The organism is Janibacter zhaoxuefangae (genome assembly GCF_050271985.1).
Taxonomy (GTDB): Bacteria; Actinomycetota; Actinomycetes; order Actinomycetales; family Dermatophilaceae.
Map to the genome: position 1 here is coordinate 1,290,111 of NZ_CP189849.1, position 14,745 is coordinate 1,304,855.

General features: G+C 70.4%; 17 protein-coding genes. 7 read left to right on the forward strand and 10 right to left on the reverse strand.

Features of this window, described 5'->3' with window-relative positions; translation table 11 throughout:
• The first annotated feature begins 31 nt into the window (after positions 1-31).
• Positions 32-730 carry a hydrogen peroxide-dependent heme synthase gene (hemQ, locus tag ACQBAS_RS06070; RefSeq protein ID WP_427385454.1) on the forward strand — a complete coding sequence of 233 codons (699 nt, stop codon included), beginning with the start codon at positions 32-34 and terminating at the stop codon, positions 728-730.
• On the opposite strand, the gene ACQBAS_RS06075 is transcribed toward hemQ, so the two are convergent.
• Positions 693-1,223: a vitamin K epoxide reductase family protein gene (locus ACQBAS_RS06075; protein WP_427385455.1), complete on the reverse strand. Its 531-nt coding sequence runs from the start codon at positions 1,221-1,223 to the stop codon at positions 693-695. The genes hemQ and ACQBAS_RS06075 overlap by 38 nt on opposite strands.
• A complete protein-coding gene (locus ACQBAS_RS06080; RefSeq protein ID WP_427385456.1) occupies positions 1,220-2,083 on the reverse strand; it encodes a DUF929 family protein in 864 nt (287 codons plus the stop codon). Before ACQBAS_RS06080 ends, ACQBAS_RS06075 begins: the two co-directional genes overlap by 4 nt.
• A gap of 175 nt (positions 2,084-2,258) precedes the next feature.
• Here ACQBAS_RS06080 and ACQBAS_RS06085 point away from each other — a divergent pair, with 175 nt between their 5' ends.
• Entirely contained in the window at positions 2,259-2,798 is a 540-nt protein-coding gene (locus ACQBAS_RS06085; RefSeq protein WP_427385457.1) for a DinB family protein, read from the forward strand.
• Between the two features lie 18 nt (positions 2,799-2,816).
• Here ACQBAS_RS06085 and ACQBAS_RS06090 read toward each other — a convergent pair whose 3' ends face one another.
• Complete coding sequence (locus ACQBAS_RS06090) at positions 2,817-3,323, reverse strand: OmpA family protein (RefSeq protein WP_427385458.1); 507 nt, start codon at positions 3,321-3,323, stop codon at positions 2,817-2,819.
• Between the two features lie 69 nt (positions 3,324-3,392).
• Complete coding sequence (gene arfB / locus ACQBAS_RS06095) at positions 3,393-3,839, reverse strand: alternative ribosome rescue aminoacyl-tRNA hydrolase ArfB (protein ID WP_427385459.1); 447 nt, start codon at positions 3,837-3,839, stop codon at positions 3,393-3,395.
• A gap of 73 nt (positions 3,840-3,912) precedes the next feature.
• On the opposite strand from arfB, the gene ACQBAS_RS06100 reads away from it, so the two are divergent.
• Positions 3,913-4,971 (forward strand): tocopherol cyclase family protein, encoded by a 1,059-nt coding sequence (locus ACQBAS_RS06100; protein ID WP_427385460.1) that lies wholly within the window; start codon positions 3,913-3,915, stop codon positions 4,969-4,971.
• Between the two features lie 69 nt (positions 4,972-5,040).
• Here ACQBAS_RS06100 and ACQBAS_RS06105 read toward each other — a convergent pair whose 3' ends face one another.
• Positions 5,041-5,826: an alpha/beta fold hydrolase gene (locus ACQBAS_RS06105; RefSeq protein ID WP_427385461.1), complete on the reverse strand. Its 786-nt coding sequence runs from the start codon at positions 5,824-5,826 to the stop codon at positions 5,041-5,043.
• A gap of 41 nt (positions 5,827-5,867) precedes the next feature.
• Between ACQBAS_RS06105 and ACQBAS_RS06110 the strand changes: the two genes are divergently transcribed.
• Positions 5,868-7,172, forward strand: coding sequence for a condensation domain-containing protein (locus ACQBAS_RS06110; protein WP_427385462.1), 1,305 nt, complete (start codon positions 5,868-5,870; stop codon positions 7,170-7,172).
• Positions 7,173-7,266: 94 nt separating this feature from the next.
• Here ACQBAS_RS06110 and ACQBAS_RS06115 read toward each other — a convergent pair whose 3' ends face one another.
• A complete protein-coding gene (locus ACQBAS_RS06115) occupies positions 7,267-7,563 on the reverse strand; it encodes a hypothetical protein (RefSeq protein WP_427385463.1) in 297 nt (98 codons plus the stop codon).
• Positions 7,564-7,624: 61 nt separating this feature from the next.
• Here ACQBAS_RS06115 and ACQBAS_RS06120 point away from each other — a divergent pair, with 61 nt between their 5' ends.
• Positions 7,625-8,785: a D-alanyl-D-alanine carboxypeptidase family protein gene (locus ACQBAS_RS06120; RefSeq protein ID WP_427385464.1), complete on the forward strand. Its 1,161-nt coding sequence runs from the start codon at positions 7,625-7,627 to the stop codon at positions 8,783-8,785.
• Between the two features lie 37 nt (positions 8,786-8,822).
• Here the strand turns inward: ACQBAS_RS06120 and ACQBAS_RS06125 are convergent, their stop codons facing one another.
• The gene (locus tag ACQBAS_RS06125) at positions 8,823-10,172 is read right to left on the reverse strand and encodes an MFS transporter (protein ID WP_427385465.1); all 1,350 of its coding nucleotides are present in this window, start codon (positions 10,170-10,172) and stop codon (positions 8,823-8,825) included.
• 109 nt (positions 10,173-10,281) lie between these two features.
• Here ACQBAS_RS06125 and ACQBAS_RS06130 point away from each other — a divergent pair, with 109 nt between their 5' ends.
• The gene (locus tag ACQBAS_RS06130) at positions 10,282-10,638 is read left to right on the forward strand and encodes an RNA polymerase-binding protein RbpA (RefSeq protein WP_427385466.1); all 357 of its coding nucleotides are present in this window, start codon (positions 10,282-10,284) and stop codon (positions 10,636-10,638) included.
• 239 nt (positions 10,639-10,877) lie between these two features.
• Entirely contained in the window at positions 10,878-11,855 is a 978-nt protein-coding gene (locus ACQBAS_RS06135; protein ID WP_427385467.1) for an IS481 family transposase, read from the forward strand.
• Here ACQBAS_RS06135 and ACQBAS_RS06140 read toward each other — a convergent pair.
• From ACQBAS_RS06140 to lnt, 3 genes are read right to left on the reverse strand one after another with little or no spacing between them, the layout of a single operon-like run.
• Positions 11,852-12,379, reverse strand: a complete 528-nt coding sequence (locus ACQBAS_RS06140) for an FxsA family protein (RefSeq protein WP_427385468.1) — start codon at positions 12,377-12,379, stop codon at positions 11,852-11,854. The two genes, ACQBAS_RS06135 and ACQBAS_RS06140, sit on opposite strands and share 4 nt — an antisense overlap.
• Positions 12,364-13,161: a polyprenol monophosphomannose synthase gene (locus tag ACQBAS_RS06145; protein ID WP_427385469.1), complete on the reverse strand. Its 798-nt coding sequence runs from the start codon at positions 13,159-13,161 to the stop codon at positions 12,364-12,366. The genes ACQBAS_RS06140 and ACQBAS_RS06145 overlap by 16 nt, the downstream gene beginning before the upstream one ends.
• Positions 13,154-14,737: an apolipoprotein N-acyltransferase gene (gene lnt / locus ACQBAS_RS06150; protein WP_427385470.1), complete on the reverse strand. Its 1,584-nt coding sequence runs from the start codon at positions 14,735-14,737 to the stop codon at positions 13,154-13,156. The genes ACQBAS_RS06145 and lnt overlap by 8 nt, the downstream gene beginning before the upstream one ends.
• Between the last annotated feature and the right edge of the window lie 8 nt (positions 14,738-14,745).

Genomic DNA, 14,745 nt, shown 5'->3' on the forward strand with positions numbered 1-14,745 from the left:
GCCGGGCGGAGGTCTGCGGCACCATGGAGGCATGACGACGAACGCGGCGCGCACCCGGGAACTCAACGACACGATCCGCTACACGATGTGGTCGGTCTTCGCCCTCGAGGAGCCGCTGGCGCAGGACGACCGCGCGGCGGAGGCGGGGGAGTTGCAGGCCCTCTTCGACGACCTGGCGACGCAGGACGTCGTCGTCCGCGGCCTCTATGACGTCACGGGTCTGCGGGCCGACGCCGACCTCATGATCTGGTGGCACGCGGAGGACCACGCGCAGCTCCAGCTCGCCTACAACCGGTTCCGCCGGACCGCCTTCGGCAGCCGCACGGTGCCCGTCTGGTCGCAGATGGCGCTGCACCGCCCGGCCGAGTTCAACAAGAGCCACATCCCGGCCTTCCTCGCCGACGAGGTGACCCGCAAGAACGTCGCGGTCTACCCCTTCGTCCGGTCCTACGAGTGGTACCTGCTCGAGGACGGCGAGCGTCGTCGCCTCCTCGCCGAGCACGGCCAGATGGCGCGCGACTTCCCGGACGTGCGCGCCAACACGGTGCCCAGCTTCGCCCTCGGTGACTACGAGTGGATCCTTGCCTTCGAGGCCGACGAGATGCACCGCATCGTCGACCTCATGCGTCACCTGCGCGGCTCGGAGACCCGACGCCACGTCCGCGAGGAGGTGCCGTTCTACACGGGCACGCTCACGACCCCGGCCGAGCTCCTCGATCGTCTGCCCTGAGCGGCTCGGTCGCCGGCGGGTCGGTGAGGATCGCCCCGACGAGCAGGACCACGAGGAGCACGAAGGTGATCACGTGGACTCCGGTGCACCACAGGCAGATCGCGCCGATCCGGAAGAACTCGGCCCACACGAGGTAGAGCACCATGGGCAGTCCCGTGGCCGCGACGGCCAGGCGGAGGGCGTCGACGGACCGCGGTGCCCGACGCCACACAGCGGGCAGCGTCAGGGCGACGAGGGCGGCGAAGTAGAGGAGCCCGAGCACGGCCACCGGCACCCCGAGGACGGCCGAGTACGAGCTCGACGTCACCTTGGCGCAGTTGATCGTGGCCGACTCCACGCAGGCGAGCGTCGTCGAGGAGGTCAGCCGCTCGATGGTCAGGTAGGCGGAGACGAGCAGGCCGAGGACGGCCAGCGTGAGGCTCGTCGGCGCCAGCCACGCCGGGCGGCGCGGCGTGCCCCGATCGGGCACGCGGTTCGGGCGCACCGCACTCACCGGGCGAAGGTGCCGCTGGCCGCCTTGACGCCGGGGGAGTCGCAGACGTCCGCCGGCTCGCCCTTGGTCAACGCGCAGATCTGGGCCGTCTCGACGTTGGCCGAGCCGAGGACCGCCTGGGCGATCTCGGACGTCGGGTCCTCCAGTGCCGAGGCGATGTCCTGCGCCGACTTCCCCACGAGGAGCCGACCGTCGAAGCCGACGCCACTGGTGGCATCGCCGCCCCAGTCGATCCACGGGATGCCGCCCTGCGGGTTGTGCTTGCCGAAGAGGGCCTCGTCCTCGCCGGACAGCGTCTGGAGCGGCGCGCGCTCCCGGTCGCTCGTCTCGTAGGTCGTCAGGGCGACGTGCTCGCTCGTGTACGTCGCGTCGAGAAAGGACAGGGTCTGGATGTCGGAGAGTTCGCCCTCGTCCGAACTGGAGATGCTGCCCTTGAGCCCTTCGAAGGTGCCGAATCGGGACAGTGCGGCGACGAGCGACCACCGCTCCATGGCGCAGAAGGGGCAGAACTCGGCGCCGACGTAGAGGACGCGCGGTTTGCCGTCCTCCGTCAGCGCGGCCGAGCCCGACAGGGGAGTGGGGGAGGCGAGCGCGCCGCCGCGCCCGACGGCGTCGAAGGTCGCGGCCGGGAGGGACGTCACGGTGTCGATGACCTGTGCCGACGCGACGGCGTCCGCGTCGGCGGCCGCGGTGTTGTCGGTGGTGTCTCTGGAGATGAACCACATCGCGAGCACGCCGACGATGACGAGGACGACGAGTCCCGCGACGAGACCGAGCAGCCGGCGCTGCCGTGCCGCCCGCTCCTGCTCTGCCCTCACGGTGGCCAGTCGCTCCCTGCCGGTCGTCTTCTGCGTGCCCATGCCCGCCCCCTACTACGTCGTGTCGTACATGTCGCCGACAGCGTAACCACGTCACCTGAACGGTGTCCGAAGGGGACCGGCGCTCGAGGCCGGCCCGCCGTGGACCAGGCCCGCGGGAGAATCTGCGCCGGAGAATGCGGTCGACACCGGCGCCCCGGGGTGATGGGCTTCGCCCATGAATCACCAGGGCCTGTGGACCGACCCGAGCAGCGATCCGCGCACGGAGATCCCGCAGGGGAGGGGCGAGCGGGCCGTCCTCGCCGAGTACCTCGACCGTTACCGGATGACCTTCGAGCTGAAGTGCGAGGGCCTGACGCCCGAGCAACTGGCCACGCGGTCGGTGCCGCCGTCGACGATGTCGCTGCTCGGCCTCGTGCGGCATCTCGCCCGGGTCGAGCACTCCTGGACGCGCCGGGTGCTCGAGGGCCGGGGCGACCTGTCGCGCCTGTATCGCACGGACGCGGACCCCGACCTCGACTTCCACGGCGCGCAGGGTGACGAGGTCACCGTCGCGGACGCGTGGTCCACCTGGCACGGCGAGGTGGCGCACGCCCGCGAGGTGTACGCGGGTCTGGACCTGGACGAGCCCGTGGACGTGCATGGCGAGGAGGTGGAGTCGCGGGACATCATCGTCCACCTCATCGAGGAGTACGCCCGACACTGCGGCCACGCCGATCTGCTGCGCGAGTGCGTCGACGGTCGGACCGGCCAGTAGGGCGCTGCGCGGCCCCGGTCACTCGTCGTAGCGGATCTCGACTCGACGGTTCTTGGCCCGGCCCTGCGGATCGTCCTGCCCGTTGCGCGTGTTGTCCGCGATCGGCTCGGATTCACCCTTGCCGATGACCTCCAGGACGAGGTCACCACGCAGGGCGGTCACGGCGTCAGCCACGGCCTGTGCGCGCTTCGTGGACAGCTTCTTGTTGGCGGCGCTCGTACCGATCGAGTCGGTGTATCCCACGACCTGGACCGGAGCACCCTGGGGAATGTCCTTCAGCACGCGGGTGATCGCCTCCCGGGCCGTCCCGCTCAGCCTGGTGTCGCCGAAGGCGAAGAGCACGTCGGACTTGAGGTTGACGACGGTCGGGTCGGCGCTCACCTTGCCCGGCGCGTGCGGGACGCCTCCGGTCGTCTGGACCTCGACCTTGACGTCGTCGCCCAGGGCCCACTTCGGGACGGAGATGGTGCAGCCACTCAGGGCGGTCGTGGCGGCAATGACGATCACGACGATGTTCCCACGCATCAATGACGCCTCTCTCAGGTCATCTGCCATGGGGATCCGCCATGGATAACCGGAGAGTAGTGCAAGGTGTCAGTCGTGAGTGGTGGGTCGTGACCGCTGACCCTTGATCTCACCGCGGCGCTTCTTGGCCGCCAGCCGTCGCCGCTGGGACCCGCGGGTCGGGCGGGTGGCTCGCCGGGGCGGCGGCGGGGGAGCGAGGGCCTCACGAAGGAGCCCCGCGAGACGCTCGCGGGCGGCCGTCCGGTTCTGGCGCTGGGACCGGTGCTCGGAGGCGTCGATGGTGAGGACCGTCCCCACGAGTCGGTCGCCCAGGGCGGCCAGCGCACGGTCGCGCTGACGCGCCGTCAGGGCGGTGGTCGCGGCGAGGTCGAGGGAGAGCTGGACCCGGGAGTCGGTCGTGTTGACACCCTGTCCACCCGGCCCGGAGGAGCGCGAGAACCGCTCGGTGAGATCGGCCTGCGGCACGACGAGGCCGCCCGGGATGCCCGGACCGGTCGGCACGCGAAGGTCACTCACCCCGCCATTCTCCCGGACGACGGCAGGGCGTCGGGCCAGCACGGATTCGTGATCGGCTGGTTAGGCTCGGACGGTGGACATCCCATCGAAGGCAGGCATGAGCACGGCGCGCCTGCTCGAGACGTATCGGCGCACGGGGGCCGACCTTCCATGGGGGCAGCCGGAGCGTGCTCATGGCGTCGGGATGGAGGGGTACTTCTGGCGCTTCACCGGCGGTGGACGCACCGTCATCGTCCTCATCGGGGTGAACCAAGGACCGAAGGGTGCGTGGGCGACGGTCGGGGTGGCCTCATCTGCGGATGACACTCACCGCGGCGGGTTGGTGACCGCGGCCCTCGACGGCGCCTGGGCGGATTCTGGCGGCCTGGGGGCCGGCAGCGGGAACGCCTTCATCGGCACCGACCGCCAGGTGGTCGTCCGGATGCCCGGAGTCGATGTCGACGTGCGCCTGGACAACCTCGTGCGCTGGCCGCGGCGCCCTTTCGGTGGGTCGAGTTGGTTCCAGACCGTGCCCGGGCTCAACCAGTACTGGCACCCGTGGCTCCTGGGGGGCTCGGCATCCGGCCGGGTGGTCGTCGAGGGCGACGCCATCGAGTTCCGGGACGCGCAGCTCTATGGGGAGAAGAACTGGGGGAGAGGGGGGTTTCCCGACGCGTGGTGGTGGGGCCAGGCGCAGGGCTTCGGCGCAACGGGCGCGTGCGTGGCCTTCGCCGGGGGCCAGGTGAGCGCCGGCCCGATCCACACGGAGGTGACCGGTCTGGTCGTCCGCCTGCCCGATGGGCGGGTGCTGCGGCTCGGGAACCCGGGGACGTCGCCCGTGCAGGCGCAGGTGAGCGACAGTTCCTGGGTGCTGCGAGGACGTTCGCGCCGATGGCAGGTGGAGATCGAGGCGTCGGCACACCCACGGGACGCGCATGTGCTGCCGGTGCCGTTGCCTGCCGAGCATCGGAACACGCCGGGCGCGCTGGAACACCTCACGGGCGACCTACGGATCGTCGTGCGCGAACGTGGACGCGAGGTGTGGCGTGGTCACAGTGCGTTGGCCGGGCTCGAACACGGTGGATTGGCGAAGGCCGAGGCGGAACTGCTTCACAGGGGAGGCGATCCCCGCCCCGTCACCAGGCTTACTTGACATAATGTCGATTATCGGCGAAATATCCAAGGTTGCGACAGAACCCCGATCAACGGCGGACATCCCGTCTCAGTGACGGTGGATCGCGACGATCTGTTCGTGGAGCAGCCGCGGCCACGTGAGCACGTCCTCACGCGTGTGCGCCGTGACCAACTGACAGCCTGGGATCAGTTCGACGAGTTGTTCGGCGGTGCTCAACGGGTGTCCTGGATCGTCCGTCCACGCCATGACGGTCGTCGGCACCCGGATGGCCGCGATCTCGGCCGGCGTCGGTAGGTCGGTCAGCGCTGCACCACGAAACAGCGTCGGCAACAGATCGTCGGCGACATCGGGCTGAGTCTTCGGGGCGCCCGTGGTGGCTGGTGGCTCAGGCGCAACTCGGCCGGCCTCGACGAAGGCGGACACGCCGCCGGTCTCCACGAGATCGGCCGCAGCCCGGTAGTCGGCGGACTTGGCTGCTCGGGTCGCCCATGCCGTGGGCGGCGCCAGCAGGGTCAAGGCGGAAAATCGTTCGGGTGCCATGGCGATGGCGTGAAGCAGGGTGCCGCAGCCCATCGACGGTCCGACCCCGTGGACGGACTCCCCCGGGAACACGTGTTCGAGCATCCTCAGCAGATCCTCCGCGAGGTGGTCCCAGCGGTAGTCCTCCGGCACGTCCCGGCCGGTCGAGCGGCCATGACCACGAGCGTCATAACGCAACAGCCGAGTCCCACTCAGGCCGCGCCCCAGGTCGAGACCGAGGACGCGGTCGCGCTGCCGGCTCGACGTCAGCCCATGGAGCTGGACGACGGGCTCGCCGCCTTCGTCGCTGAACTCCCAGTCGAGCACGGCTCCAGGGACGGAGAAGGACGGCACGGCAGGCACTCCTTGGTCGGTGGAGCCCTAGAGTACGGCGCATGCGGCTGACCAACGTGGCACACCTTCGCCTGCCCTTCGGCCGATTGATGGGATACCAACTCGAGATGTCGGCCCCCCGCCGTGAGTTGCCCGTCTCCTTCGATCAGGAGCGTCACGTCGGTCGTGGCGCCCGACCCGGTTCGTGGATGGCGCTGTCCATGCGCCTGCCCGGTCCTCAGCCTCTGGACGATCTCGCCGCTGCCTGGCGGGCGGTCGTGCAACGTCACGGCACGCTGCGGACCGCCTTCTCCCCCGGACCCGACGGCAAGCCCCGGTTGCACGCCGTCGACCCGGGCGACGGTCGCTGGGTCGAGCACGAGATCGAGCCGGGCCAAGCGGTCAACGACGCGCTGCGAGTGCTGCTCGATGCCGCGTGCAGTCCCTACGGTTCGCCGTCACACCAGCTGTGCGTCCTCGAGACGGCGGACGGGCCGACCGTGGTCATCGGTGCCGATCACGCCCACGTGGACATGTGGTCGATGCTCGTCATCGCGCGCGACCTCCTGGTGGCGCTGGAGGCCGTGCGCACGGACAGCGAGCCGTTCGTCGGCTCCCCTCCCCCGCCGTCCTTCGCCGAGCACACCGAGGCGCTGAAGGAGCGACCGCTCGCGCCGTCCGCGGTCCGGGACCGCTGGGCCGAGATCCTGCGCGCCTCGGGCGACGTCATGCCCGTCTTCCCCCTGCCGATGGGCGACCTGAGCACGCCCCAGCCGGAGCGGGTCGAGGTCCGCGACGTCCTCGATGCGAGCGCGGCCAGCGCCCTGGACCGGCTGGCCGCCACACAGCGGGTCTCCACCCTCTCGCTCGTCGTGTCGGTGATGGCCACGATCACCCGGGACCTGTCGGGTGGGCCGCTGCGGGCCGTCTTCCCGGTTCACAGTCGCTACGACGAGCGCTGGCACGACTCGGTGGGCTGGTTCATCACCAATTCTGTTCTCTCCGTGGAGGATCCGTCGCTCGAGGGATCCGCCGGGGCAGTTCGCGAGGCCGTGCGCCTCGGCTCCTGGCCTCTGGCCGACATCCTCGAGCCGTGGGGCGGGATGCCGACCGCTCCGGGCATGTTCGCCATCTCGTGGCTCGACCTGCGCCGGTTGCCGGTGAAGGTGGACACGCGCTCACTCGAGGCCCAGTACGTGGGTGCGACGATCCGCACCGACGGCGTGATGGTCTGGTTCATCCTCGACGACGCCGGCCTGCACCTGCGGTGCCGCTATCCCGACACCCGCGAGGCACGCCGCAACGTCGGCCAGTGGCTGGACCGGCTCGTGGAGGCCACGCGCCGGGCGACCGCCGAGGACCGCTGACGGCACGGGCTGGCTGACGCATCCGGTCACGCCCCTTGGATTTCCCCGTCCGTCCCACTCCCCTATCCTGACGATGCACACTCAGGGGGGAACATCACGTGATGGAAAGCAGAGGACTCGTCGTGCGCGCACGCTTCGCCGGTCTCGCCGCTGCCTGCGCGGCCGGGGCACTGCTGGTCCCGGCGGCCGCGCTGCCGGCCATGGCGGAGACCGGGACGGAGACGACCTCGTCGACGACCGATCCGACGACCCCCACCTCTTCCTCCTCCTCCACCGCGACCTCCTCGAGCACCACCACGACGACCTCGGCGCCCGCGCCGACGAGCACGTCGTCGTCGTCCTCGTCAACCACGTCACGCACCCCGTCCACGACGGCTGCCCCCACGGGCACCACCGCTCCCCCGACGTCGTCGGACCCCTTCGACTGGGAGCCATTGGCTCCCCCACCCAGCGTGGGCGGCTCCCCCAACTACGGCTCGGCCTACGAGCCGCTCACGGACGCGGAGCTCGAGGCGCAGATCGCGCAGGCCCAGGAACTCCGGGCGTCCCTGTTGTCCGGCAAGTCCGATCTGGCGACGGCGCTCAAGGACCTGGACGAGCTGTCGCGCAAGGCCAACACGCTGCTCCAGCGCTATGCCACGCTCCGCGGACGCGAACGTGATGCCCGAGCAGAGGCCGACGATGCCCGCGAGGCCGCGGCCGCGTTGGACGAGCGTCTCGAGGAGGGCCGGGCACAGCTGCGCGAGTGGGCCTTCAACGTCTACACCCAGGGCGGGTCCTACGCGGAGTCGATGGCGATCTTCGAGGCCCTCGCCTCCGGCGCCGAGAGCGCCGGCAACCCGGTGGGCGACCTGACCTTCATCACCGAGCAGCGCTTCGAGGTGGTCGAGGCGCTGCGCGAGGCCGCGGTCGACAAGCGCCGCGCGAAGGACCGTGCGGAGAAGGCCGAGACCAAGGCCAAGGCCGCGTCGGCCGCGGCCCAGCGCGACCGGAAGGCGATGAGCGCGCTCATCCGCGAGCGGCAGCAGGAGGCGAAGGCGGTCCGGTCCCGGTATGCCAAGCAGATCCGCAAGGCCGGCCCCGTCGCCCAGTCACTCCTGGGGATGCGCGTCACCAGCGCCGCCCAGGCCCGAGAGGACCTGATCAAGGCTCTCGAGCTGGCCGGTCAGGACGTCGCCCAGTTCGAAGGCGGCGCGGCCTGTTCCGACAATGACATGCCCTACCCCAACGGGCAGGTCCCGCCCAGTGGTCTGTGCCCGATGATCGGATCGCCCGACGAGGCCCTGCGCCCGGCGTCGGCGGCCGCCTTCAATGCCATGAGCAAGGCCTACCAGCAGGACACGGGCCACCTGCTGTGCGTCACGGACGGCTACCGCTCGTATGCGGAGCAGGTCGTCGTCAAGGCCGAGCGCGGCCGGTGGGCGGCCACCCCGGGCCTGAGCGAGCACGGCTTCGGTCAGGCCGTGGACCTCTGCGGCGGCGTGAACAGCTTCGGCCACCCGGCCCACATGTGGATGCAGCAGAACGCGCCGCTCTTCGGCTGGTTCCACCCCGACTGGGCGGAGCCGACGGGGTCCCTGCCCGAGCCCTGGCACTGGGAGTTCGCGGGCTGACCGCGTCTGACCCCGTCGTGACGGGCGCCGCCGAGCCTCAGCCGGCGCTGTGCTCCTCGGGGGCCTTGACCGGGATGAGGACGACGAGCCCGGCCACGAGCACGAGGACGATGCCGAGGATCCCCCAGTACTGGGTGTTCTTGTCATCGCTGATCATCGAGCCGAGCCAGATGAAGAGGCCGAAGGCGGTCGGCGCGAGGAACGAGACCACACGGCCCGTCGTCGCGTAGAGCCCGAAGATCTCGCCGCTGTGGCCCTCCGGGATGACCCGGGCGAGGAAGCTGCGCGAGGCTGACTGTGCCGGGCCCACGAAGGCGGTCATGGCCAGACCCAGCCCCCAGAAGACTCCCTTGCCGCCGTCGTGCAGGACGAAGATGGCCAAGCCGAGGATGACGAGCGCGACGAGCGAGATGAGGATGACGCGCTTGGGGCCGAGGCGGTCGTCCAGCAGGCCGAAGGCCATGGTGCTGAGCCCGGCGAGGATGTTGGCGGCCGCGCCGAAGATGATGACCTCGCTCGCCGAGAGCCCGAAGGTCCCGGCCGCGAGGACGGCGCCGAAGGCGAACACCCCGGCGAGCCCGTCGCGAAAGAGTGCCGACGCGCCCAGGAAGTAGACGGTGTGGCGGGAGACGGCCCACAGCCGCCGCAGCGAGCCCCAGACCAGCCTGTACGAGTCGATGATTCCGACGCGCGGAGCACTCTCTCGGGGGTGGTCCTTGAGGACGATGAAGGTCGGGATCGTGAAGAGCAGGATCCACAGGCCGCAGACGAGCATGGACACGCGGATGTCCATCGAACCCTCGTCGCTCACCCCGAAGAGACCCGTCTCCGGCTGGATGAAGAGGAAGAAGATCAGAAGGAGCACGAGGATGCCGCCGAGGTAGCCCATCCCCCAGCCGAACCCCGAGACCCGGCCGACGTTCTGCGGGCCGGCCACCTGCTCGATCGAGGCGTTGTAGTTGACCCCGGCGATCTCCGAGATGATCGACCCGGCACCGAGCAGGACCAGCCCGAGCAGGAGATAGGACGGGTCGGGCTTGACGAAGTAGAGGGATGCGGCGAGGGCGGCCAGCAGCCAGGTCTGGATCCGCAGGTTGCGCACGGTGCGACCGGAACGGTCCGAGTTCTGACCGAGGACGGGTGCCAGCAGCGCGACCAGCAGGCCGGAGACGGCCGTGGCCACCGCGAGCGCCGTGGACGTGGTGTTCGTGTCACCGAAGTGTTCGCTCGTCAGGTACACCGAGAAGACGAACGTCGTGATGACCGTGTTGAACGGTTGCGCGCCCCAGTCCCACATCGACCACCCCAGGATGGCGCGGAAACCGCCCTTGGGTTCGGCCTCGAGGGCGGTCTCAGGTGCGGTGGCGGGCGGCATCGCTGCGGTCACGGGACGACCCTAGTGGCTGCCCGGAACATTGTGGGGACCTGCGACGTTGCCACCTCTAGAGCCCTACGGACACCTTGCCGTCAGGGAACCGAGATGTTGGGAGAACCCCATGGCAGAGCGCACTCTCCGTGGCACACGCATGACCACGTTCAGCATGGAGACGACGGACAACGTCGTCCCCAGCGACCGTCAGATCACCGTCTACGTGTGCCCGCAGAGCCACCGGACGGAGCTCCCGTTCTCGATCGAGGCCGAGATCCCGCCGACGTGGGAGTGCCGCTGTGGCGAGACCGCCAAGCTGCTCGACGGTCCCGCGGTCGAGGAGAAGCCGACCAAGCACGTCCGCACCCACTGGGACATGCTGCTCGAGCGCCGTTCCATCCCCGAGCTCGAGGAGCTCCTCGAGGAGCGGCTGACACTCCTTCGCGAGCAGCGTGGCGAGAAGTCCCGCAAGCGCAGCGCGTGAGTTGACGCCCCTTCAGGGCTGACGCAGACACAGAGGGGCCGCACCCGGTGGGTGCGGCCCCTCTGCGTGTCCGGGCTCCGTCTGCCCGACCGTCGTCGCTGCGGGCGACCGGCCATGAGGACTAGATGTACTGCCCCGGGACGTTAGGTACGGCTGCGGAGTGTCGGGGTGACATGAAGAAGACCTCCGGGTGAGGTGTGGAGCTGTCTAAGGAACCGCTCCTCAACCCGGAGGTCTTCATGGCCCACGCTAACGCCCCGCTAACCCCGACCGGCAGGCTGCGCCTGGCCCGCTGCGTCGTCGAGGACGGGTGGCCCCTACGCCGCGCGGCCGAGCGGTTCAACGTCTCAGTGACCACGACCAGACGCTGGGCTGATCGCTACCGCGCTCAGGGCGCGAAGGGGATACGCGACCGCTCCAGCCGCCCGACATCGTGCCCGCACCGCACCCCCACACGTCGGGAGCGACGAGTCATCGGGCTGCGCGTGACTCGACGGTGGGGACCGGCCAGGATCGCCTTCCTGCTGGGGATGAACCCCGCCACGGTCCATCGCATCCTGATCCGGTACCACTGCCTGCGCCTGCGCTGGACCGACCCAGCCACCGGCGCCCCGCTGCGGGCCCAGCGACGCACCCTGGTGCGCTACGAGCGCGACGCGCCCGGTGACCTGGTCCATGTCGACATCAAAAAGCTTGGTCGGATCCCCGACGGCGGCGGGCACAAGGTCCTGGGCCGCGCTGCCGGCAAGCGCGACCGCCGCCGCGGCATGGGCTACTGGTACATCCACAACGCCGTGGACGACCACACCCGCCTGGCCTACAGCGAGCTGCTCGGGGACGAGCGCAAGGAAACCGCCGTGGCGTTCTGGACCCGCGCCGCCGCCCACTTCACCGCGATGGGCATCAACGTGCAACGAGTCCTGACCGACAACGGCGCCTGCTACCGCTCCCGCGACTTCGCCGCCGTCCTGGCCAAGGACGACATCACCCACAAGCGCACCCGGCCCTACCGACCCCAGACCAACGGCAAGGTCGAACGCTTCAACCGGACCCTGCTCGAGGAATGGGCCTACGCCCGCCCCTACCTCAGCGAGACCGAGCGCTCAGCAACCTTCGAGCAATGGCTGCACACCTACAATCACCACCGCGGCCACACCGCGCTCAAAGGTGCCTCACCCGCCGACCGCGTACCCAACCTCCCGGGGCAGTACAACTAGAGGACTTCGCCCTCGATGATGTCGGGGCCGTCGCTGCGCCCCGTCGAGCCGGCACCGGGACGGGTCGCGGTCGGCCCGAAGCCACCCATGAACCCACCCAGCAGGCGGCGGGCGATGACGGCCTCGAGGGCTCGGCGAGCCACGGGCCGCGTCACCGGTGCGATGAGGACGTAGCCCAGGATGTCGCTGACGAAGCCGGGGCTGAGCAGCAGGGTGCCGCCGATCAGGACGAGCGCGGCGTCGGCGAGCTCCCGGCTCGGCATCCGTCCCGTCGTGAGTGCCACCGACAACGCCTGCCAGGTGCGTCCCCCTTCGCGCCGAACCAGCCACGCGCCGATGGCCGACTCCACGAGGAGCAGGGCGATCGTCGGCCACGCGCCGATGACGCGACCCACGCCGATGAGCACGGCGATCTCGATCGTCGGCACGACGAGCAGGAGGACCGCCAGGACAGCGAGGACCCGGCGTCGACGGCGATGGGGGCGGGCGGTGGTGAGTGGGGCGTCGTTCACAGGTGGTGCCACGTGCCTTCTCGTTGGGTGGTCAGTGACCGGAGTTGCTTCAACCGGTAGCTGACTCCCCAACGAGTGACCCGCTCGAGAGATTCCTTGACGATCTCCCCGCTCATCTTCGACACGCCGATCTCACGCTCGACGAAGGAGATCGGGACCTCGACGACGGTGAGGCCGCGGCGCACGGCGCGACGGGTCAGGTCGACTTGGAAGCAGTAGCCCTGGGATGCCACGCGCTCGAGCCCTATCCGGCGCAGCGCGTCGGCGCGGTAGACGCGGTAGCCCGCCGTCGCGTCCTGGACGGGCATGCCGAGCAGGATCTTGGTGTAGGCGTTGGCTCCGACGCTGAGGGCCTTGCGCGAGGCCGGCCAGTTGACGACCTCTCCCCCGCGCACCCACCGACTGCCGATGACGAGGTCGGCGTCGGCCGCGGCGGCGAGCATCGTGGGCAGGTGCTCGGGGCGGTGCGACCCGTCGGCGTCCATCTCGACGAGGGCGTCGTAGCCCTGTTCCAGGCCCCACTTGAAGCCCTCGATGTACGCGGCACCGAGACCAGACTTCACGGCCCGGTGGATGACCTTGACGTGGTCGTCGGCCGCCGCCAGCTCGTCGGCCAGCTGCCCTGTCCCGTCGGGCGAGTCGTCATCGAGGACGACGATGTCGGCGTCGGGCACGGACGTGCGCACCCGCCGGACGATCCGTGGCAGGTTCTCCAGCTCGTTGTACGTCGGGATGAAGACGGCGACGGAGCGGATGGGCGGCCGGGCGGCGCTGCCGGGCGTGGAGTCAGACACGGGCGGGGTCCTTCTCGGACGGGTTGGGGGCTGGGGACCCGGTGACCTTATCCGCCCGACGGACGCGAAGGGAGTAAGCGCCCAGGAGGATCAGGGCCAGCCCGGCGAGCGCCTCGGGGAGTTGCCCGATCCGATCGGAGATCGTCAGCGCCGAGCGCACGACCGGCGAGGCGGTCATCTGGGTGGCGGTGAAGAGGTCGCTGCGCTCCTCGACGGACCCGTCCGGGGCGATGAAACCGCTGACGCCGACGGTCGAGACGTGAGCGACGGACCGGCCGTGCTCGATGGCCCGGATCCGGGAGATGGCGAACTGTTGGGTCGACTCAGCCGTGAAGCCGAAGGTCGCGTTGTTGGTCTGCACGACGAGCAGGTTGCGCTCGCTGCCCGGTAGCGTCGCCGACTCGCGCATGAGGTCGTCGTAGGCGACCTCGAAGCAGATCGTCGGGATGGCGAACCAGGGCTCCTCCCCCTCTCCCCCGAGCCGGAAGGCGACCGGCTCGTCGCCCGCGGCCATCCCGTAGCGGACGAGGTCGACCTTGTCGCTGAAGAGACGGACGAAGCGTCGCCAAGGGATGTACTCCGCGAAGGGGACGGGGTGCTGCTTGACGTAGCGCTCCGGCGCGTCGAGCGAGGCGCCCGGGCGGTAGAGCAGGGAGGCGTTGGACACCATCGGTGCCGGTTCGGCGAGGATCGCGCCGATGAGCAGCGGCGCATCGGCTGCGTCGAGGGCCCGGCCGATCTGTGCCTCGGCGTCGGGGTTGCGGAGCGGATCGATGTCCGACGCGTTCTCGGGCCACACGACGAGGTCGGGCGCGTCCTGCGCCCGGCCCGCGGCCTCGATGGTCCCCCGGACGTGGTTGTCGAGGACGGCGCGGCGCTCGGCATTGAAGTCCAGGCCCGACTTCGGGACGTTGCCCTGGACGAGGGTGACGTCGACGCGCTCGCCGTCCGTCGGCAGCGGGACGAGCAGGCCGAGGACGACCGTCGCTCCGACGACGGCGGCCGCCACGAACCGCTGGCGCCAGCCGCGGTGCACGGCCAGGCCGTGCAGCCCGGCCCCCACGACGGCGACGGCGAAGGTGATCAGCGGGGCCCCGCCCCACGCGGCCAGAGGGGCCAAGGGGGTGTCGGCCTGGCTGAACGCGAGCCGCGCCCAGGGGAAGCCGCCGAAGGGGGTCGTCCCCCGGGCGAGCTCCTGCACGACCCAGGCGAGCGGCCCGACCGCGAGGGCGGTGGCGACCTTCGCGCGGCGCAGCAGCGGTCGTTGCACCCACGCGATCACCAGGCCCATGGCGCCGACGTACAGCGCCTCGAGCGTGCCCAGGGCGAACCACGGCAGGCGGCCCACGTAGATCCCGGACCACGAGAGCGTCGGGATGAAGCAGGCGAGGCCAGCCAGCAGTCCGAGGCCGAAGCCCGCGCGGGCCGACGCCCCGAGGAGCGCGGCCGAGATGAGCGCCACGCCCACCGGGGCGAGCAGCCCCAGATCGTGGTCGGGGAAGGACAGCCACAGCGCGAGACCACCGGTCACCGCGAGGAGGGTGCGCGCCCACAGCGGCGGCATCGGGAGAGTCACCGGACCAC